Raw genomic sequence first — 19,618 nt, forward strand, 5'->3', positions numbered from 1 at the left:
TAACCGGTGTATTGGATCTTTCCCCGGCGCTCTGCTGCCCTGAACTGGCTCTATCCCTAAGCCGCTGGCCAGGCCATCACGCAGGATTCCGAACCCGGCTGGCATCTCTGGAGGGCGGGCATCCGAACTGGCGACTGTATTCCCGACTGAATTGCGACGGGCTTTCGTAGCCCACTCGATAACAGGCGCTCGCCACATCCAGCCCTTCGCCGAGCAACAGACGGCGGGCTTCCTGCAGGCGCAGTTGCTTCTGATACTGCAGCGGACTCATGGCTGTCACTGCCTTAAAGCGATGATGCAATGTGGAGTTGCCCAAGTTGGCGACCCGGGCGAGTTCTTCGATGCGCAAGGGTTGGGTGTAGTGGTTGTTCAACCAATCGATTGCCCGTGTTACTCGCCGTGTTTGCGAGTCGCCGAGGGCAAGCTCGTACAGACGACGGCCGTGCACGCCTCGCAGGAGGCGGTAATACAACTCGCGAAGGGCGAGCGGTGCCAGCATGCCGATGTCTTTCGGTGTTTCCAGCAGCCGAACCAGCCGCAGCATTGTTTCCAGCAGGGGCACATCGACTTTCTCGAGGAAAAGACCAAGCTCCGGCTCGTCCGGGACACCTGCCGGCGGAGCGTCGGCGATGACCTGAGCGATTTCCGTGGGCTCGAAATCAAACCGGATACACAGGTAGGGCGCCTCCGGGCTCGCCATCAGCACGCGACCGGACACCGGAAGGGTGACCGAAACCACCAGGTAGCTGAGGGGGTCGTACAGGTAGTGGTCGTCACTCAGGCCGATTTCCTTTTGCCCTTGCACGATCAGGCAAAGTGCCGGTTTGTGCACGGTATGGATCAGCTCCGAAGGTGCATCGAAACGGATGACATGCAGGGGAGCTATGGCGGTCTCATAGATCCCGGGTGTGGTAAAGCGTTGCGTCAGCAGGCGAACCAGTTCGTCACGGTAGACGGCTGTGTTTTGAAGGATGAAAGCATCGCTCTGTTCCATTTCAAGGCTCTCACAAGTGTTCATGAGCGTCTGCCTGAAGCTTTTCAGGCAGACGATATTCACCCGACATCATCAAAGTACTCATTGCCGATAGAGGATCATTCCGGCGTGATACAGCACGTCGTCATGAAAGTGGCCATCAGCGGTGAAGCCGGTGTCGTCCCAGTACTGGATGTAATCACCGACCAGTTCGTAACGGCCCTGATAGGCGCTCTTGTTTTTACCACGGGCCTCGTCGTAACGACCAGTCGTCAGAAGCTCATGACGGATGAATCCATCCGCGGTGACCCACATGCCTGCGTAACGATGGTCCTGAGTGGTTTTTTTGGCATCTTTCATCACTTTTTTCCTCGGATTTTCAGACTGAGCCGATACGGCCCAAAGCCGTGCGATCAGAGCCGTTTTCGGCAACGCGAAAACCCGGAGTGCGATCACTGCCACCTTCAGTTACGCGCATGCCTGGCGTGCGGTCCGAACCATCTGCGGCAACGCGGAACCCTGGAGTGCGATCACTGCCGCCTTCAGTGACGCGCATGCCTGGCGTGCGGTCCGAACCATCTGCGGCAACGCGGAACCCTGGAGTGCGGTCACTGCCGCCTTCACTCACGCGCATGCCGGGAGTTCGATCAGCACCGTCAGCGGCCAGGTACAGGCTGGTCGAGGAAAGGTTGATCGCGCAGGCCACCATCGCGCCGATCACCAGTGAAAGGGAAAGCCGTTTTGCGTTTTTCATTATTCAGTCCTCATTGACGTTGTTCATCTGAGCGGCCTGCCGTGGCCTGTGTGTGCATCCGTTGCGTGCTTTCAGATTACGTAGCCGAGCGCAGCGGTGTTAGGACGAAACTGCCGCAGATTTGCCTGATCCTCTCGGGCTGGTCGGGCATGCCGTGCGGCGCGTTTGTGCTGCGGCTCAGCCGGCCGTGACAGTCATGCCGCCGTCGGCCATGACCACCGAACCGACCATGAAGCTGGCCCGATCCGAGGCGATGAACGCGACCACTTCGGCGATTTCTTCCGGTTGGGCGGCGCGGCCGATCGGCGCCGCTTCGCCATGTTGGGCGAGAAAGGCAGGGCCGTCGTCGACCACATTGTTGAGGATGTTGGTCACCACATCGCCGACACCGACAGCATTGACGCGGATGCCGTGGCCAATGACCTCAAGCGCCAGGGTGCGCGTCAGTTGGGCCAGCGCGCCTTTGGAGGCGGTGTAGGCGGCAATGGTGGGGAAGGCGAAATAGGAAGCGTAGGACGCGATGTTGACGATCGATCCGGACTTGTTGGGCATCATCGCTTTGACCGCCTCCCGGCTGTGCAAAAAGGCCGCCGTGGCGTTGACCGCCTGAATGCGTTCCCAGTCTTCGCGGGTCATGTCGATGACCAGTTTGTTGATGATGATGCCGGCGTTGTTGACCAGAATGTCCAGCCGTCCGAATTGCTCGATGGCCAGGGCGACCGCGCGTTCGGCTGCCCCGTCCTGAGTGATGTCGGCCACCAGGGGGACCAGGCCGGGGCGGGCCAGTGCTTCCACCTCAGGGTTTATATCTTCAGCAATGACCTGGGCGCCGCGAGCATGCAGCAGCAGTGCGATGGCCTTGCCGATGCCACTGGCCGCGCCAGTGACCAGCGCGACTTTACCGGCCACTTCGTTTGGGGTGCCGTTCTTGAAGTCGGTCATGATGTTCTCCAGCGTTTTTGATCGAGTAGGGATAAGCCGTGTCGGCGCCGGCGAGGCGCTTTCATCGGCGACGGGCCTACTGTCTCGCAGCGAGGCAAAGTCGGCTTTCGTGAGATTGCCCACGCTGTCGGGGTTTTGCGCTGAATGTCAGTGAGGGAGGTTCGGTGCTCGATTCAACCCACGGGAAAAGCCCGATATCATCGAGCCGGTCACCGTGACACGGCGTGCGGGCAAGCATCGGAGACCTGTCTGGCTTCGCACGGCCGAATCTGAAAAGGACGAGTTCATGGCAAATACCGGGCGTACCTCCCAGGACGCGTTGTCGACATCCTCTCGAGACTTGCGCATCAACGGCGAGTCGATGGGGGAGTTCCTGCCAGGCGAACCCCAGGCGTTACCCTCGCGTCCGGAAATCACGGACGTGGTGATTCAGCTGTTTACCCATCGCAGTGTTACTGAGCCCATTCTCGTGCCTGCAGTGGTGGAGCCGCTGCTCGTTCTGGTTCTGGCCGGGGCGGCGACGGTAGAGGAGCGCGCATTGGGGGGCGAGTGGGAAGCTGCCGAGGTCAGTGCCGGCGATTTTTTCCTCACCAGTTCCGATGAGCCGTATGAAATGCGATGGCAGACGCACGGAGGCGATACCTTCGAAGTCATGCATCTTTATTTGGGGCTGCCCTTGATCGAGCAAGCGTCTCGAGAGCTGTCGGGCCAGCACGCCGGGTCTGTGCGGTTACGCGATGTTTCAGGGGCACGGGACGGGCGCGTCGCGTTTGTTATGGAGCAGTTGCGCACCGAGCTGCTCCTGGAACGCTCGCCCAGCGCGCTTTTCGCCCGCTCTCTGGCGCAGGCGCTGGCCGTGCATCTGGTGCGCAGCTATCTTGCTGAAAGCCAGCCCGGGCGTCGGGTCAACGCCTTGCAAGCCTACAAGCTGCGCAAAGTCACGGACGCCATGAGCGCGCATCTGAGCGCTGAATTCAGCCTGGCCAAACTGGCCAGCCTTGCCGAGCTGAGCGACTACCACTTCAGTCGCCTGTTCAAGCGGGCGACGGGACTGTCGCCATCGCAGTACTTCATCCGCTTGCGCATGGTTCGTGCACGGCACCTGCTACTGGAAACCCGTCTTAGCGTCATCGACGTCGGGCTGGAGGTCGGCTACTCGAGCCCCAGTCACTTCTCGCAGGTCTTTCGGCGTGAAGTGGGCGTAACGCCCAGCGAGTTCCGTGGGGCGTGAGCGGCGCTTCATCACAAATTTGCAAGCGATGCACACAGACACGAATAGGCAAAAGTTGCGCAGGTTTCGGCACGCGTCGACGAGGCCCGCGCCCTTAATCTTTTCGACGTACCCCGCAGCAACGAACGCGTCTTCAGCGGTCGGTGCTGAACCTCAATGCAGACAGCAGGAGCTACGGATATGTCGAACATTCAAAACAAAGTCGTCCTGATTACCGGTGCAAGCAGCGGTATTGGCGAAGCGGCCGCCAGGTTGATCGCCGCCAAAGGCGCGCATGTGGTCCTCGGTGCCCGCCGTACCGAGCGTCTGGACAAACTGGTCAGCGAGATCCAGGCCGAAGGTGGTTCAGCAAGTGCCTGCGCACTGGACGTTACGGATCTGCAATCGATGCACGCCTTCGTGGCGTTCGCCAAGACGCAACATGGCAAGGTCGATGTGATCATCAATAACGCGGGCGTGATGCCTTTGTCTCCGCTGGCCTCGTTGAAGGTCAACGAATGGAACCAGATGCTCGATGTCAACGTTCGCGGCGTACTGCACGGTATTGCCGCCGTCTTGCCGGACATGCAGGCGCAGGGTTTCGGTCAGGTCATCAATATCTCGTCGATTGGTGGCCTCGCGGTTTCTCCGACCGCTGCGGTGTACTGCGCGACCAAATTCGCGGTCAGGGCTATCTCGGATGGTCTGCGTCAGGAAACGGACAAGATCCGCGTCACCGTGGTGTGCCCGGGTGTGGTCGAGTCCGAACTGGCCGATACGATTTCGGATGATGTGGCCCGCGAGGAAATGAAAGCCTTCCGCCGTGTGGCGCTGAATGCAGACGCCATTGCGCGAGCGCTCGCCTATGCCATCGAACAGCCCGACGATGTCGATGTGAGTGAGATCGTGGTTCGTCCGACCGCCAGTCCGCACTGAGCCGTTCCGGGCGCAATCACCCGTGGTTTGTGCCCCGTTCTGCCTGGCTATAAAGACTAGAAAAAGGGGACTGATTTGAATGGCACTTACTTAACATGTTTAGCATGCCCCTTTTTCCTGACCTCAGCCCTTGCTGACCGACGTGACTTGGTCAGCAAGGGGTAGGCCTGAGGTCGTCGTTTTATGGCTCGCGGTTCGATACGACCAGGTCGATTTCCAACGCGTCTTTGCGCTATCAGCATCAGTAAGTTCGCCAGACCATCCCCGTCTTCAGGACTCCCATATTGTCGTAGCGCCAGCCATAGCTGAAGGCTGTGTTTGAAGCTCAGTTCGCGAGGTAAGCAGTCCGCTAAGAGAGCCGATTGGGCCATGAGCATTCGGATCAGATTGTGGGCCAACAGATAGACCCATAACTCCTTGACGGCCATGCCCGGGGTTTTGCAGCTCAACCTTCCAAGGCCCAGCGTGGCCTTGAGATTTCGCAAGTTCAACTCGACATGCCATCGCCCCTTGTACAGCGATTTGAGAGCTGTTTTGGGTGTCTGCTTCGGGCAATGCAAGGTGGTCACCAACGTTTTTCCGCCAGTCTTCAACTCTCGCACTATCAGCCTTCCAGGGGCCTGTTCGTAATGTGTTTGACTCATCCAGGGCGGCCTTCTTTCGGGCTTTTTCAATTCGATCAAGTGGTCTTCAGAACCGAGACTTTGGCCCAGACGAAAGTCCGTGCTGCGCCGTCGGGCGCCATATTGTTCGAACACGCCATCGATACCTCGTCGCTGCAACTCGCACAGCAGAAAATAGGTCGCGTAGTAAGCGTCGCCCAACAAGATGTCGCCTGTTTTCGACGTGCCGAGCATTGATCTGAGCAGCGTCTGTTCGTCGCCGCCCTTACCTCGGAAACGTCCAAGTGCGGCATCTAAAACGGCGCCACTGGAGAGGCAAACGAGGCCCACCACTCGACACAACGGAAAACCAAGGCCAACTTTCTGCCCGCGAGATTGCGGATAGACCCCCTGATTCGCAGCCGTATCGGGCATCGAGACGGTTGTCCCGTCGACAAGGCGTACAGGTCGCCCCATCCATCGCCATGAAGGCGGCGCCTGATCACTGATAGACGAACCGGTCTGTCGAACCAGCATGGAAACCATTTCTACCGGCAAGCGTTGCCTGGCCTTACAGAAAGCGCCCGTGCGAGTGCTATTGGGTTTCATGCCGCTACAGGATCGCTTGATGGAGAAACCGTTGACGGCATTCTGGCAGGAGCGATCGGCACTCATCGCTTGAGCCAGGAACATCGACAGAGTTTCCGTTGGCGGATACAAGCATGTGGGCTGTGTCCTTGGTTTTCTGGTGTGTGTTCGCAACTATCACCGTAGACCAAGGCCAGCCCTTCTTCATTTTTTGCTTTCAGCTCAATCGGTTAGCTGTTAAGTAAGTGCCATTCAAATAAGCCCCCTTTATTTTTTTGTCAGTTCGTCCATTTTAGGTTTTAAGTTTATTGAATGGGGTTGTTTTGTCGCCTAGTCCAGTTTCCATATGGATCAAGGACCCAATCTCCCTCCATAGGTGCTACAGAAGATAAGGCTCCAGATCCTGTTCGCGTATCATCAATAAGCTTTAGGTCATCTAGTCGAATAACATGGGCCTTGTCAGGATAGTTGTCACTTTGAAGAACTATTACACCAATAGCTCGATCTCTAGCCGCTAGTCGTCCTTGGGTTATAATTCCAGGTTCTGATTTTTTATAAATCATCAAGTATTTTCCGATTGCATAGCTGCTAATGAGAGACCAAAACTCATCCACAGTTTTTGGAGGGGGAGTAAATGTCATTGTCGCATCCTCAAGGAGAAACACCAAATTATTGGATTTCGGTTGTTAAGGATTTTTACAGAGGAATGAAACTTTGTGCACTGTCAACAATGACAGTTTTTTATAATAAAAAATGATAATATATATTTCGAAATCGAATTTATTAATAACAAAGGGGCTGATTTATTTCCATAAAATCATAAAATAAATCAGTCCCGAATGGCACTTACTTAACATGTTTAGCATGCCCCTTTTTCCTGACCTCAGCCCTTGCTGACCGACGTGACTTGGTCAGCAAGGGGTAGGCCTGAGGTCTTCGTTTTATGGCTCGCGGTTCGATACGACCAGGTCGATTTCCAACGCGCCTTTGCGCTATCAGCATCAGTAAGTTCGCCAGACCATCCTCGTCTTCAGGACTCCCATATTGTCGTAGCGCCAGCCATAGCTGAAGGCTGTGTTTGAAGCTCAGTTCGCGAGGTAAGCAGTCCGCTAAGAGAGCCGATTGGGCCATGAGCATTCGGATCAGATTGTGGGCCAACAGATAGACCCATAACTCCTTGACGGCCATGCCCGGGGTTTTGCAGCTCAACCTTCCAAGGCCCAGCGTGGCCTTGAGATTTCGCAAGTCCAACTCGACATGCCATCGCCCCTTGTACAGCGATTTGAGAGCTGTTTTGGGTGTCTGCTTCGGGCAATGCAAGGTGGTCACCAACGTTTTTCCGCCAGTCTTCAACTCTCGCACTATCAGCCTTCCAGGGGCCTGTTCGTAATGTGTTTGACTCATCCAGGGCGGCCTTCTTTCGGGCTTTTTCAATTCGATCAAGTGGTCTTCAGAACCGAGACTTTGGCCCAGACGAAAGTCCGTGCTGCGCCGTCGGGCGCCATATTGTTCGAACACGCCATCGATACGCCGTCGCTGCAACTCGCACAGCAGAAAATAGGTCGCGTAGTAAGCGTCACCCAACAAGATGTCGCCTGTTTTCAACGTGCCGAGCATTGATCTGAGCAGCGTCTGTTCGTCACCGCCCTTACCTCGGAAACGTCCAAGTGCGGCATCTAAAACGGCGCCACTGGAGAGGCAAACGAGGCTTACCACTCGACACAACGGAAAACCAAGGCCAACTTTCTGCCCGCGAGATTGCGGATAGGCCCCCTGATTCGCAGCCGTATCGGGCATCGAGACGGTTGTCCCGTCGACAAGGCGGACAGGTCGCCCCATCCATCGCCACGAAGGCGGCGCCTGATCACTGATAGACGAACCGGTTTGTCGAACCAGCATGGAAACCATTTCTACCGGCAAGCGTTGCCTGGCCTTACAGAAAGCGCCCGTGCGAGTGCTATTGGGTTTCATGCCGCTACAGGATCGCTTGATGGAGAAATCGTTGACGGCATTCTGGCAGGAGCGATCGGCGCTCATCGCTTGAGCCAGGAACATCGACAGAGTTTCCGTTGGCGGATACAAGCGCTCCCGATGCTCTGGCAGTGCTGACTCAACTCGCTGCAGCAACTCGGGAGCCGTGAGCAGGTTGAAAAAAGCATAGGCATCACAATTCGAAGCATGGCGGCGAAAACGTTGCTGTTGATGCTGGAGAATTTGGCGTCTACGATCCATGTGGGCTGTGTCCTTGGTTTTCTGGTGTGTGTTCGCAACTATCACCGTAGACCAAGGCCAGCCCTTCTTCATTTTTTGCTTTCAGCTCAATCGGTTAGCTGTTAAGTAAGTGCCATTCGGGACTGATTTATTTTCTACTTTCTGAAAAAAACAGTCCCCCTCGGTTTTATGTCAGAGCGTTACGCATTGACTTTTTTGAAGGAAATCTTTTAGAGCAGCCTGGTAAATAGCTAACGGTCGTTTGTCAGCCTCAAACAAGGCAAATGGAATCAAGACCAGATGTGAGAATGTCGTGGCGTTTATTGAGTAGGTTTTTTGCCTGCAAAAGCCATGTTCATTGTTTAGCGTGAAATCAAACTTGAACAGATTTTCCCTTGTGCACCAGCTAGGAATCAAACCAAGACTCAAACCGGTTAAATACTCTTGTCCGCAAGCACCACCAAACGTGAACTCTGAGACTTTTATCTCTAACGTAGGGAGAGGCGAATTTGTCGGCTTGGAGCTGACGTCTTTTGCATCTGGAATGGTTTTTTGTGTCGCTGCGTATGTGTCCTTGCCAAAGCGACTAACTTTCAATGGAGAGTCCATTTCGTAACTGTAGCTGGAGATGATTTCTGCGTTGCCGGCTCCAACGTGTTGGTTGATTGTGGGCTGCGACGAATATGAAGTGCAGCCAGAGAACAGTATTGCGATGCTGATAACAGTAAATCCATTCGCTATTAATCGATGCATGCTCGGTTTTCATCCCGGTTATTCATTGTCTAGGGTTCTGTCGTTCGACACCTTGGCTAAATTCAAGCGCCTCGTCTATCGTCATTTTGCTTGATGCAGTGCTTCGGTTGGCCACTGCGCTGGGGCTCAAAAGACTATTCGGCAATTCCTTCCGCCGAAAGCCGACGCCATTGTCCTGCCTGACTACAACGACTCACAGCGGGTGTAGACCTTACAACTCAATCGCCCACGTCTGACTGACCAAATCCTTGCCGAAGCTGTGAATCGGCTCTTCCTCGACAAGCTCAAATCCTGCCCGCTGGTATAACCGGCGGGCATCCACCAGATTGCTGGTGGTCCACAGGATCATCTTTTTGTAGCCGACATCCCGAGCAAAACGCAGGCATTCCTCGACCAGCCGATTGCCGATTCCCAAGCCCCGCGCACTGGCATCCACGTAGAGCATGCGCAGTTTCGCGGTGGTTTCGTCGTGGCGGATGACGAACACCGAACCCACCACCTTGCCGTCCTTCTCCGCGATCCAGCAGCGCTCGCCGGTTGGGTCGAATTCGCGCAGGTATTTGGCGACGACCTCTGACACCAGCGCTTCGAACTCTGAATTCCAGCCGTATTCACGGCTGTAGATCGCAGTCTGCTGATGCACCACCAGACCCATGTCACCGGGCTGCGGATCGCGTAGCAGGTAGGTCGTCGACTGGCCGCCCTCGAGCAGCGTCTGGATCTGCTTCATGGAAGCGATCAGTTGCAGTTGCTGCGGTTCGGACAGGCGTTCGAGCAGGGTGATGACTTCTTGCCGAGAGGCTTGTTCCAGCGGCGCGAGGATCTCGCGGCCGAGGTCGGTGATGTGCAACTGACTGGCGCGGGCGTCGGTGGTGGAGGGGACTTTCTGGATCAGACCCTTTTTGTCGAAACCGCTGATGAGCCGGCTCATGTAGCCCGCGTCGAGGCCCAGCATCTGGCGCAGGTCGGTGCTGGTCAGATCGCCCTGGGACGCGAGTTCGTAGAGGATGCGCAGCTCGGTCAGCGAGTAGTCGCTTTGCAGCAAGTGTTCCTGCAACACGCCGATCTGATGGGTGTAGAAACGGTTGAACTGCCGGACGATGTCGGCGCGGTCGGTGATCGTGGACATGGCGTGATGCTCATATATTTGCTTTAAGCAACTATATAGTTGCCTTAGGCAAGCAAGTCAAATGAATGATTTCACGACCCCGAACGCAAAGTCAGCCGGAAAAAACCGCTCAGTCGTGTCCGTTCGTATGTTCTGAGGCTCACGGTTTCCAGATGCGTCGCCGCGTGACCGCGATGACAGGGCCATCTCTCCATGCCTGTAAAAAAAACTGACTAGAATCCACACACACATTCATTCAAGGAACGACTCATGTCCGGTTTACGCACGTTGATTGCGACCACGACCTGTATTGCGCTGCTGTGCAGTTCGGTGACCGCGCTGGCCGATCCTGGTAACGGAAAGGGGCAGGGCAAAGGCAATCCGCATAACAGCCAGGATCATGGCAATCAGGGGAAAAAAGGCGGGGGCGGTTATCAGGGGCACGGTCCGAGTATCGATCGCGGCGGGGTGATTGGGATTGTGGAAGGCTATCGTGGCTACTGGACCCCGGGCCCGGCGTTACCGCCCGGCATTCAGAAGAACCTGGCGCGGGGCAAACCGCTGCCGCCAGGGATTGCGAAGAAGCTCGATGGTCGACTGGTCGGCAGACTGCCGCACTACGACGGCTATGAATGGCAGCAGGTCGGTACCGATCTGATCCTGGTCGCGCTGGCTACAGGGCTGATTTATGAAGTGCTCAATGGCGCCTTCGATTGAGGTCAGCGGAGCGAACAATTCCGCCTGTTTTGGGGACAGATTTATTTTCCACTCAGACATGAAAAAGCCCGGCGGATAAGGCCGGGCTTTCGTCGGGTACTGCGGTAAAACCCAGCATTCAGGCGTTACGACTTTCGATCAGACGGTCAGAACCACCTTCGGCAACGGCATCGCTGAACAGAGGATCAGTTTCAGTCGCGGCAACGGCATCACTGAACAGCGGATCGGTTTCGGTTGCGGCTACGGCATCGCTGAACAGCGGATCAGTTTCGGTCGCAGCTACGGCATCGCTGAACAGTGGGTCGGTTTGAGTCGCAGCGGCAACCGCATCGCTGAACAGTGGATCGGTTTCAGTCGCCGCAAAAGCATTCAGGGCGAAGAGCGAGAAGGCGATGCCGAGGATTGTTTGGCGTTTCATGGTTCTGTACTCCGTGTGCAGTGGGTTGGTATGGAGCAGATCCTACGCTTTGGATTTGATATGAGAACTTCATTGAATTAATGGTTGTTATTGATGCAGTCAATGGGAGTGCTCGGCCCGGCCACCGCGGGCTTGTTCTTACGTCTTGAAAAAACGGTCAGGCCGGCATGGCGCCAGGGCAGGTGAAACCTGATCGTCGATCAGCTCGTCACTGACCAGGCGGCCTGCGACTGCCGCGAGTGTGACGCCAGGATGCATCGTACAAACGTACATTGCGCCGATCCCGGGCAGATAACCGATGATGGGCACGCCGTCCGCAGGCGTGGGCCTGAGCCCGATACACGCCAATTCCGGCTCAATGGAAATGATGCCCGCCAACTCGTTGCGGATGGCCGCCGCGGTTCGTTGCGCTATGGCTTGCGAGTGGTTCTCCAGGGAGTTGTCCAGATAGTCTTCCGCCGCCAGCAAGATCCCTTGCGAATCCTGTCTGACTTCCATCTCAGGACTGGAGATCAGGGTATTCACCCGATCGGGTTGCATCCTGTAGCGGATGAAAATAGCGGGCGAGGCCTCGATCGGAAGGGATAGGTTCAGAGTTTCAGTCAGTTGCCTGATGGCCGTTCCTGCGGCCAATACGACCAGGTCAGCTTCGATGGCACCCGTTGCGGTTTCGACGCCAGTCACCGTTGCATCGCGGAGGGTAAAACCCTGCACTCGGGTATGCACCAGTACCGTCGCTCCAAGAGCCTGAGCACCGGCGATCAACGCATGGGTGGCTTGCACGGCGTCCAATGCGCCTTCCTGTGGATTGTAAAAGGCTTGTCGAGGGGGATTTTTGAGGTTCGGCTCAAGGTCGAGAATTTGTGCTTGAGTGAGCAGGTTGGCTGAAGCTTCCAGGTCTGTGCCGGGCGGATAACTCAGGGCGCCCGTCCAGTGAATCTTCAGGTCCGGCAGTTCTGCTTCGAGCCGGTGATACTCCTGGATTGCCGCAGCGCGCAGTTGCGCAATGGGATCGGGCCCACTGTGCGACGTGTTGATCCACGCAAACGAGCGCCCGGTCACGCCACTCGCGACCTCACCGGCCTCGATCACAGTGACCTGCGCACCTTTGCAAGCCAGGTGATAAGCGACGGACGCACCCACGATGCCGGCACCGATGACAATCACACGCCTTGCACTCTCTGTTTTCAAATCAACCTCCAGGTTGTCGATTCGCAATGGTATGAAGCCTATTTCATCCGTCCAGCATTCGGATCAATCGGTTGCCGTGCCGGCGTTCAAATAACCCCGGCCCGGCCTGAACTTCGTTCAGACCATGTATCCCCCGACTCCATCCCACAACAACTTCAACGCCGTGACCACCAGCAAGCCATAACAGGCGCGGTACATCTGACGCTGGTCCAGTCTGGCGTGCAGCCGCCAGCCCAGCCAGACGCCGCAGGGTACAGCGAGCAAGCTGACGAGCATCAGCGTCAGCACGTTGCCGGTAGGTTTGGCCAGCAGCAGCCATGGCACTGCCTTGAGAAGGTTGCCCACGGTGAAAAACAGGCTGGTCGTTCCGGCATACATCTGCTTGCTCAGCCCCAGCGGCAGCAGATAGATCGCCAGTGGCGGCCCGCCGGAATGCGCCACCATCGTCGTAATACCCGAAGTAATGCCGGCAGCCACGGCTTTGGGTGAGGAGCGCGGCCGCATTCGGACTTCTCCGCCCGCTTTGAACCACAAACCGACAAACAACAGCGTGATCGCCGCCATGACGATGGCGATGGCGCGGTGGTCCAGTACCCGGAAAAGCAAATAGCCAGCGCCGATGCCGACGATCAAACCTGGTACCAACAACTTCAGGTCGGGTTTTGACCAGGTGGAAGGTTTCCAGAAGCGCAGGCTGAACAGATCCATGGCGACGAACAATGGCGCCAGCAGCCCGCCAGCCGTGATCGGGTCCATCACCAGCGACAGCAGCGGAATCCCGACAATCGCAAAGCCGCCGCCGAACGCGCCCTTCATGAAGCAGATCAGGAACACGCCGGCGAAGGTGACGAGGAGGGTGGTGACGGTCAGATCCACGGCGTGTGCTCACTTCATTTCGGGCGGGGAGTGGCCTTAATTTCGCTCACGGTCTGCAGGATGAACAGTTACAGTTTCGAGGCCGATCCACGGACCAGTTGCCAACTGGATCGAATGTGGGCCTTGGGCAAAGTTCGGTTTGGGGAGATAGGGGCACATGGGACTTGAAGACATCCTGACCGAAGACCTTTACGTGGTGTTCTGCGGAATCAATCCGGGTTTATTGGCGGCAGCGGGTATCCGGCAAGAAGTCGATCAACTGGGGGCTGCAAGAGGACACGTTCGGCGGCGCTAACGTCTGGATTCTGCCCAATCCCAGCGGGCGCAATCTGGCGTTCAATCAGGCGCAACTGGTGACGGCGTATCGTCAGCTTTACCTGGCAACACGCGAAACCATGATCGACTCCCAGTCCGGGATGGGTTTTATATGAAGCAGCTCGTATTCCCCATTTTTTGATGACGCGCAAGGAGCGGCCCTTGATGGACTACCTGATTCGAAACGCTACGAATGCAGATGCGCCAGCGATCAGTCGAACGATCCTCAGTGCTCTGCGCGAATCCAACGTTCAGGACTACTCCGCCGAAATCATCGAGCAAGTGGCGCAAAGCTTTTCTCCCCCCGCGATCCTTCATCTGTTGAGTGAGCGTCAAGTCGTGGTGGCTACAACCGGGAGCCATATCGTTGCAACCGCGAGTCTGGATAACGACATTGTCCGAAGTGTGTTTGTCGATCCGCGCCATCAAGGAAAGGGCGTCGGAAGACGCCTGATGGAGAAGCTTCAATCACTTGCCATCAATGCAGGTCTGAGCCAGCTGCGTGTGCCTTCTTCAATCACCGCAGAAGGCTTCTATGCTTCGCTTGGGTTTGAAAAGGTACGAGACGAGTTTCATGGGGCGGAGCGCACGGTCATCATGGCGAAGGTATTGGAGCTGTAGCGCCCCAGAGTGCAGAAATGGGGACAGATTTATTTTTTGAAAAATAAATCTGTCCCCATTTTTTTTTGATAAATAGATCTGTCCCCATTTTTATCTGTTCGTATGGGAAATCACACCGCTCATATATTGGTGCAAGTCGCGAAAATCGTTAACGCTCCAAGCGTGCGGCGGGATCTTCACGCCATTCTCTCGCAAGGTCTTTGGAATCAAATCCCCGTTGGGGCGGAGTATTACCGAGGACACGATGACGCCCGGGTAATCACTCAGTCGCTTTTTGAAGGCAGCGGTTGTCAGGTCAGGCGTTGGCGGATTGCTTTTCCTGGCCAACGGCCCGGTGCCCTTGATGTCGGCTCCGTGGCACACGGCGCATCGCTGGGAGTAGAGGGCTTTTCCATTGGCAGTATCGGCGAGGGATAGCGCCGTTTGGGTGAGGGCCAAGAAGCCTGACATGGCGATTAGGAATATTTTGAATCTCAGGCGTCCCGGTGTAGACACGCCCGCACAAAAAGCCCTGGTCATGTAAATCCGCACTTTTTCCTCCATGAATGCACGTCGATTCCGAGGCCGGCACGATATCCCATCGCGGCTGGTAAATCAGCGAGGCAGCGTCACCCAAGGCGCACCTTCAGCAAAAGCGTCCTCGATCCACTCCTTGAACGCCGTAGTCGTCGCGGTGTTGAACCGCGCCGAAGGCCGCACCAGATAAACCCCCGTGTCAGCATCCAGTTGCCACTCGGGAAGCACCCGAGCCAGACGCCCCTCGCGCAGTTCTTTGGTCATCAGCCAGTCGCCGCCGGCCAAAATCCCCACGCCCATGCGCGCGGCACACAGCTGCGCTTCGTTGTCGTTGCTGACCAGTCGGCTGCGGATTTTCAGAGTGTGTTTCTCGTCGCCTCGGGTCAGCCGCCATTCGGGATACGAATGCAACCCGGTAAACCCCAGGCAATGATGATCGGCAAGATCCGCCGGCGTTTTCGGCTCGCCGTGCTGTTGAAGGTAGGAGGGTGCGGCACACAGGATTCGGCGGTGATCGCAGAGCTTTTTCGCCACCAGCCGATTGTCCGCCAGCTCGCCGATGCGGATCGCCGCATCAAAACCTTCGGCGACGATATCGACGAAGCGCTCGGCATATTCAACCTCCAGCGCCACGTTCGGATGGGCCAGGGCAAACGCCGAAACGATTTCGCCCAGCCATAGCCGCCCCATGGCGGCCGGCAGGGCGATGCGCAAACGCCCGCGAACTTCGGCGGCACCCTCGCGCGCATCCTGCTCCGCTTCGGCGATCAGGCTGACCGCATGCCCGAACCGTGCCACCAGCCGTTGCCCCTCATCGGTGAAACGCAATTGCCGGGTGGTGCGCTCGATCAGCCGCACCCCCAGTCGCGACTCCAGCGCGCTGAGCCGTTTCGACAGCACCGAGGGATGGCGCTGCAACGCCCGGCCCGCCGCCGCAAACGAGCCGTGCTCGGCCAGGGCCAGCAGGGTGGCGACTTCATCGGCCTGACGGCTATCGAACAGATCCATGCAACGACAACCCTCGTGGATGACCCGAAAAAAGACTCAAGGCACCAGCACAATAGCCCCCGGCAAACCGCCCCGGTGCAGATCGGCATGGGCCCGGGCGGCGTCCGCCAGCGGATAGCGACGCCCGACATTGGGCCGGATGATACCGGCGTCAATCGCTTGCAACACGTCCTTTGCGCGCTGCTGGTATTCCTCCGGCGTGGCGGTGTGGGCGGCGAGGGACGGTCGGGTCAGGAACAACGAACCCTTGGCATTCAGGGTGCTGACCTCGACCGGCGCCGGCGCCCCCGACGCCATGCCGAACGACACCAGCAACCCGCGCGGGCGCAGGCAATTCAACGACGCCTCGAAAGACACCCGGCCAATCGGGTCGTACACCACATCCACTTTCTTGCCCTGGGTGAGGTCGACCACCGCGTCGGCCAGCGTCGCCGCCTCGAACACCAACACCTCATCACAACCCGCCAACCGGGCCCGCTCGACACTCTCGGCGCGGGACACCACACCAATCACCAACGCCCCCAAATGCTTCGCCCACGGCACCATGATCTGCCCCAGCGCACCGGCCGCACCGTAGATCAGCACCGTCGACCCCGGCCCGACCGGGTAAGTGGACTTGAGCAAATACTGCGCGGTAATGCCCTTGAACAGCACCGCCGCCGCGTTCTCGAAACTCAGGCTGTCGGGGATCTTCACCAGACGATTGGCCGGGTAGAGGCGGCCGCTGGCATAGGCGCCAATAGGTCCCGTGGCATAAGCGACCCGGTCGCCGACGACCACGTTCGTCACATCGGCCCCCACCGCCACAACCCGCCCGGCGCCCTCAAGCCCCAGCCCGGAAGGCAACGCCAACGGCGCGGCACCGGAACGCTGGCTCAAGTCGAGCGGGTTGACGCCAACGGCCAACTGCTCAAGCCAGACCTCGCCGGGGCCGGGTGTTTGCGCGGTGGATTGCTCCAGCTGAATGACTTGAGGCTCACCGGTTTGATGGATGGCGGCGCTGGTGACCATGTTTAACGCTCCCTTACGTTGATCGTGGGAAGAGTCTAAAGGCCTGCTTGGGGAGCACTAGTTGGGTTGATTGCAGTTCATATGTGCATTTGATGCAGTAATTGGATCACGGCTCCGTGGTTCGATTTACTGAAACGCAAACAGCCCGGGCCGACGCCCTTCGTAGTTAACGAGGGTGCCGGCCCGGGCTGTTTTGCATTCCATAACCTCTTGAGCCTCACTTTTTCCTGCAACGGGAGACTCAATTAGTCGCGCTGTAGAAGCCGCAGCGAATGGCTACTACAGCCATCGCCGACTTACGCGACCTCGACGTGATCCAGCGCCTGATTCACCGCCAGCTCGGCAATCATCACAATCTGCGCAATACCGATCGCCGTCTTGCGATGCGATGGGTCGAGCGTTGCCGCGAAATTACTGAGCATCTCACTGGCCGCACCGAGGTTTTCGCTGGCGTTGGCCAGCAAGCATTCGGTGTTGAATTTCGGATTGGCCAGGTACATCCGCTCGGGCTCGTTCAAGGACGACATGATCCCGGCGGCGGGGAAGAGGTAATGATCCAGCGCACGCTCGGCGGCGTCGTGGAGTTTTTTGGAGTTGGGGGATTCGTAGGGGGAGGTGGGGTCGGCTTCGGGTGGGTTGGGTGTTGGTTTGATCATGGTGAAACTCCTTGTGTCGTCATCAGGAGCCATCACCCACACGCTACCAAACGTTGGGTGGTGGCCATACGCAGGTTGGTAGACCGGGACACAAGGAGACCGGCGCGCCCGAAGACGCCCTGTGCATGGCCACCATAAAACCGGGGCGATTGACCGCCGCGATGGAGAGCTCTGCATCTTGTGTTTGTCTCGGGCTACCAAACCCGATCACTGTTTTTCAGTGACCCGGAAACGATAAAACCCGCGGTGTAGACACACAAGCCGGCGGATTCTGGCGTAGTCGTAGGCAATGACGCAAGGCGTTGTAGCCTTGGGGAAGTTACGGCGGGTGACTTTAAACGTGCCAATTAAACGTTTGCATCGAGACCGTTGATAATCGACGGCATGCTGTATGCCTAGCTTCGTGTTTTAACGGACCCAGCACCGATGATGGACCTCCTCTAGCGTGACTTAAAAAAGAGGAAGGTCGAAATCAGATCTTCGAAACTCATCAACGAAAAGTATTGCCTGATGCTAGATTAGGTGATGACACTTGGCTATCATTGCCGTGGGGAGCGTGAGCATTTGCTGAGCTCTTAGTTAAGAAGAACAAGCTGAGTCATGGAGGAAGTAGAATGGCGAATATCTCAGGTCCGCAACCAGATATCCAATTTTGTCCTATCTGTCGAGGTGGGCTTAGAAATATCCCAAGAGCCGAAATGCGGTCACCTGCACGTACTAGAGCCGATGGAACAGTTCCTGAACATACCCATACCTACGAGTGCAATGAGTGCCGCTCGCGATTTGAGATTAATCAAGCTAGGTAGAATTAAAGTTGATAAATTTTCCACTGGAGGTTTGTGTCGTTGAAGAAAATACAGATGGTACAATCCCTCACGTTCGGGTTTTAACTGATTAAAAATTTTAAGTGATAGTGCATTTCCACACAATTTTATGGTAGGGAGTTTGTGATGCAGGACGCTTTGACGTTTACAGCTTTTTCTAAAAAGATAAATGAGATCTACGGCAATGTGAATGAAGAGAGAGATTTTGAATATATTTATTCTTATCTCTGTAGGAATTGCTCATATCTATCCCGATCTATTCTGCGGGATGGTAATTCTAAGCTGTTTTTTGCGAAGTCTTTTTCCTGGCTGTTTTCAGTTGCCGGGAAATTAGAAGTTGATCTGGGAGATGTTTTTAGAAGGAAATATCCTCGAGCTTGCCCGTACTGTGTAACCGCACCATGTCAATGCAACGAAACGCACAGAGCTCCGGTAAACAAGGCGCCCGCGCACGCAGTTAGGTTGAGTCTGATCAACATGTATAACACGGACATGAACTCATCTGCAGAATTGGGATTGGAAAAAGCCATATTGAGAATGGGGGAAATTTACCCTGCGAATAAGGCGATATGGAAAGCATTTGGTAGTTTCTACCATTTTTCGAGACTGTTTGAAGAGCTTGGGGAGATTCATGAGGCTTATTCTGGTTATAAAAAAGATGGAGAGAAAATAAAACTGGAAGAGGAGTTGGCGGACGTAACCGCTTGGCTGTTGTCTGCATGGGGCATACATCATAAATCAGACTCTCTGTCGGACTGCTTACTAGACTACTATATTGATAATTGCCCCGTTTGTAAGAAGTCACCATGTGTTTGCACTGAGTACTCTGACAGACCTCAAATGCTCGCTGATAAAGCCAGTTTGGAAGAAGTTAAAGCTAAAATTGTTGAGTTGATAAGTTTAGATCCAAGTTTGAAAGCTGAAATTGGAGAGCTTTTAAGTTCTATGGATCAAGCGATAGACACTGTGTCGACGGTGGATGCTAAGCAAGCTGTAGGCAGTGTCAAAAGAGCCCTGACTCAAATGGAAGGGGCTATCAATAAGGCGGACGATGTAACCGGAAGGACTAATAAGGTTCTAGCATCAATTAAATCAATCTTAAGCACGCTTGAAAGCTTCAAAGACTATTGGCCGGGATAAGACATAAGGCTTATTGCTAAAAGGTGGGGTGTTTTGCTAAAGATATACCATTTTAATCGATAATCGAAAAAAGGGGACGGTTTTTTCAGAAGATAAACCCGTCCCGCTATTTTTTATATAGTTAGTGTCAGTCAGAAGAATGCTGTGATTTTTAAGGATTATGTGTTGTGCGTTACAAGGTAAATAAAAGGTAGGAGATGGCCTCACCTCATTAGTGTGTGCTCCTGGCAAATATGCCATTTGCTCCT

21 protein-coding genes and 2 pseudogenes are annotated in these 19,618 nt (G+C 55.9%); 7 read left to right on the top strand and 16 right to left on the bottom strand.

Going from position 1 to position 19,618, the window contains the following annotated elements:
- Positions 1 to 76: 76 nt before the first annotated feature.
- The 4 genes from K3819_RS13380 to K3819_RS13395 form a co-directional block, all read right to left on the bottom strand.
- Entirely contained in the window at positions 77 to 994 is a 918-nt protein-coding gene (locus K3819_RS13380; RefSeq protein WP_085611830.1) for an AraC family transcriptional regulator, read from the bottom strand.
- Positions 995 to 1,075: 81 nt separating this feature from the next.
- Entirely contained in the window at positions 1,076 to 1,333 is a 258-nt protein-coding gene (locus K3819_RS13385; protein WP_039773158.1) for an Atu4866 domain-containing protein, read from the bottom strand.
- Between the two features lie 19 nt (positions 1,334 to 1,352).
- Entirely contained in the window at positions 1,353 to 1,727 is a 375-nt protein-coding gene (locus K3819_RS13390) for a hypothetical protein (RefSeq protein ID WP_085611829.1), read from the bottom strand.
- Between the two features lie 177 nt (positions 1,728 to 1,904).
- On the bottom strand, positions 1,905 to 2,669 hold the full coding sequence (locus K3819_RS13395) for an SDR family NAD(P)-dependent oxidoreductase (protein ID WP_221399517.1): 765 nt from the start codon (positions 2,667 to 2,669) through the stop codon (positions 1,905 to 1,907).
- Between the two features lie 286 nt (positions 2,670 to 2,955).
- On the opposite strand from K3819_RS13395, the gene K3819_RS13400 reads away from it, so the two are divergent.
- Positions 2,956 to 3,900: an AraC family transcriptional regulator gene (locus K3819_RS13400; RefSeq protein WP_221399518.1), complete on the top strand. Its 945-nt coding sequence runs from the start codon at positions 2,956 to 2,958 to the stop codon at positions 3,898 to 3,900.
- Positions 3,901 to 4,080: 180 nt separating this feature from the next.
- The gene (locus tag K3819_RS13405; RefSeq protein WP_064595909.1) at positions 4,081 to 4,815 is read left to right on the top strand and encodes an SDR family oxidoreductase; all 735 of its coding nucleotides are present in this window, start codon (positions 4,081 to 4,083) and stop codon (positions 4,813 to 4,815) included.
- Between the two features lie 86 nt (positions 4,816 to 4,901).
- Here the strand turns inward: K3819_RS13405 and K3819_RS13410 are convergent.
- The 5 genes and pseudogenes from K3819_RS13410 to K3819_RS13430 form a co-directional block, all read right to left on the bottom strand.
- Positions 4,902 to 6,137: pseudogene (locus K3819_RS13410) on the bottom strand (IS4 family transposase); the annotation flags it as partial.
- A 173-nt stretch (positions 6,138 to 6,310) separates the two neighbouring features.
- Positions 6,311 to 6,646, bottom strand: coding sequence for a hypothetical protein (locus K3819_RS13415; RefSeq protein WP_221399519.1), 336 nt, complete (start codon positions 6,644 to 6,646; stop codon positions 6,311 to 6,313).
- 205 nt (positions 6,647 to 6,851) lie between these two features.
- On the bottom strand, positions 6,852 to 8,237 hold the full coding sequence (locus tag K3819_RS13420) for an IS4 family transposase (RefSeq protein WP_085611935.1): 1,386 nt from the start codon (positions 8,235 to 8,237) through the stop codon (positions 6,852 to 6,854).
- A gap of 171 nt (positions 8,238 to 8,408) precedes the next feature.
- On the bottom strand, positions 8,409 to 8,969 hold the full coding sequence (locus K3819_RS13425; protein ID WP_221399520.1) for a hypothetical protein: 561 nt from the start codon (positions 8,967 to 8,969) through the stop codon (positions 8,409 to 8,411).
- Positions 8,970 to 9,180: 211 nt separating this feature from the next.
- Positions 9,181 to 10,098, bottom strand: a complete 918-nt coding sequence (locus tag K3819_RS13430) for a helix-turn-helix domain-containing GNAT family N-acetyltransferase (protein WP_221399521.1) — start codon at positions 10,096 to 10,098, stop codon at positions 9,181 to 9,183.
- A 249-nt stretch (positions 10,099 to 10,347) separates the two neighbouring features.
- Here K3819_RS13430 and K3819_RS13435 point away from each other — a divergent pair, with 249 nt between their 5' ends.
- On the top strand, positions 10,348 to 10,794 hold the full coding sequence (locus tag K3819_RS13435) for an anti-virulence regulator CigR family protein (RefSeq protein ID WP_221399522.1): 447 nt from the start codon (positions 10,348 to 10,350) through the stop codon (positions 10,792 to 10,794).
- Between the two features lie 118 nt (positions 10,795 to 10,912).
- Here K3819_RS13435 and K3819_RS13440 read toward each other — a convergent pair whose 3' ends face one another.
- The 3 genes from K3819_RS13440 to K3819_RS13450 form a co-directional block, all read right to left on the bottom strand.
- Positions 10,913 to 11,212, bottom strand: coding sequence for a hypothetical protein (locus K3819_RS13440; RefSeq protein WP_103387280.1), 300 nt, complete (start codon positions 11,210 to 11,212; stop codon positions 10,913 to 10,915).
- Between the two features lie 138 nt (positions 11,213 to 11,350).
- Positions 11,351 to 12,430, bottom strand: a complete 1,080-nt coding sequence (locus K3819_RS13445) for an NAD(P)/FAD-dependent oxidoreductase (RefSeq protein ID WP_409348347.1) — start codon at positions 12,428 to 12,430, stop codon at positions 11,351 to 11,353.
- 90 nt (positions 12,431 to 12,520) lie between these two features.
- A complete protein-coding gene (locus tag K3819_RS13450) occupies positions 12,521 to 13,279 on the bottom strand; it encodes a sulfite exporter TauE/SafE family protein (protein WP_221399523.1) in 759 nt (252 codons plus the stop codon).
- A 157-nt stretch (positions 13,280 to 13,436) separates the two neighbouring features.
- On the opposite strand from K3819_RS13450, the gene K3819_RS29455 reads away from it, so the two are divergent.
- From K3819_RS29455 to K3819_RS13460, 3 genes and pseudogenes are all read left to right on the top strand, one after another.
- Positions 13,437 to 13,574, top strand: coding sequence for a hypothetical protein (locus K3819_RS29455; protein WP_260329061.1), 138 nt, complete (start codon positions 13,437 to 13,439; stop codon positions 13,572 to 13,574).
- Positions 13,516 to 13,710 (top strand): annotated as a pseudogene (locus tag K3819_RS29690) (hypothetical protein); the annotation flags it as partial. The gene K3819_RS29455 and the pseudogene K3819_RS29690, both read left to right, overlap by 59 nt.
- Positions 13,711 to 13,759: 49 nt before the next feature.
- Complete coding sequence (locus K3819_RS13460; protein WP_221399524.1) at positions 13,760 to 14,215, top strand: GNAT family N-acetyltransferase; 456 nt, start codon at positions 13,760 to 13,762, stop codon at positions 14,213 to 14,215.
- Positions 14,216 to 14,305: 90 nt separating this feature from the next.
- Here K3819_RS13460 and K3819_RS13465 read toward each other — a convergent pair whose 3' ends face one another.
- The 4 genes from K3819_RS13465 to K3819_RS13480 all read right to left on the bottom strand — a co-directional run bounded on the left by K3819_RS13465 (position 14,306) and on the right by K3819_RS13480 (position 17,406).
- Positions 14,306 to 14,665 (bottom strand): c-type cytochrome, encoded by a 360-nt coding sequence (locus K3819_RS13465; RefSeq protein WP_409348351.1) that lies wholly within the window; start codon positions 14,663 to 14,665, stop codon positions 14,306 to 14,308.
- Positions 14,666 to 14,809: 144 nt separating this feature from the next.
- A complete protein-coding gene (locus K3819_RS13470) occupies positions 14,810 to 15,739 on the bottom strand; it encodes a LysR family transcriptional regulator (protein ID WP_221399525.1) in 930 nt (309 codons plus the stop codon).
- 36 nt (positions 15,740 to 15,775) lie between these two features.
- A complete protein-coding gene (locus K3819_RS13475) occupies positions 15,776 to 16,750 on the bottom strand; it encodes a quinone oxidoreductase (RefSeq protein ID WP_221399526.1) in 975 nt (324 codons plus the stop codon).
- Between the two features lie 296 nt (positions 16,751 to 17,046).
- Positions 17,047 to 17,406, bottom strand: coding sequence for a DUF6124 family protein (locus K3819_RS13480; protein ID WP_221399527.1), 360 nt, complete (start codon positions 17,404 to 17,406; stop codon positions 17,047 to 17,049).
- Between the two features lie 950 nt (positions 17,407 to 18,356).
- On the opposite strand from K3819_RS13480, the gene K3819_RS13485 reads away from it, so the two are divergent.
- On the top strand, positions 18,357 to 19,370 hold the full coding sequence (locus tag K3819_RS13485; protein WP_221399528.1) for a hypothetical protein: 1,014 nt from the start codon (positions 18,357 to 18,359) through the stop codon (positions 19,368 to 19,370).
- Positions 19,371 to 19,618 lie beyond the last annotated feature (248 nt).

The organism is Pseudomonas sp. 3-2 (genome assembly GCF_019710535.1).
Lineage (GTDB): Bacteria > Pseudomonadota > Gammaproteobacteria > Pseudomonadales > Pseudomonadaceae > Aquipseudomonas > Aquipseudomonas pharyngis.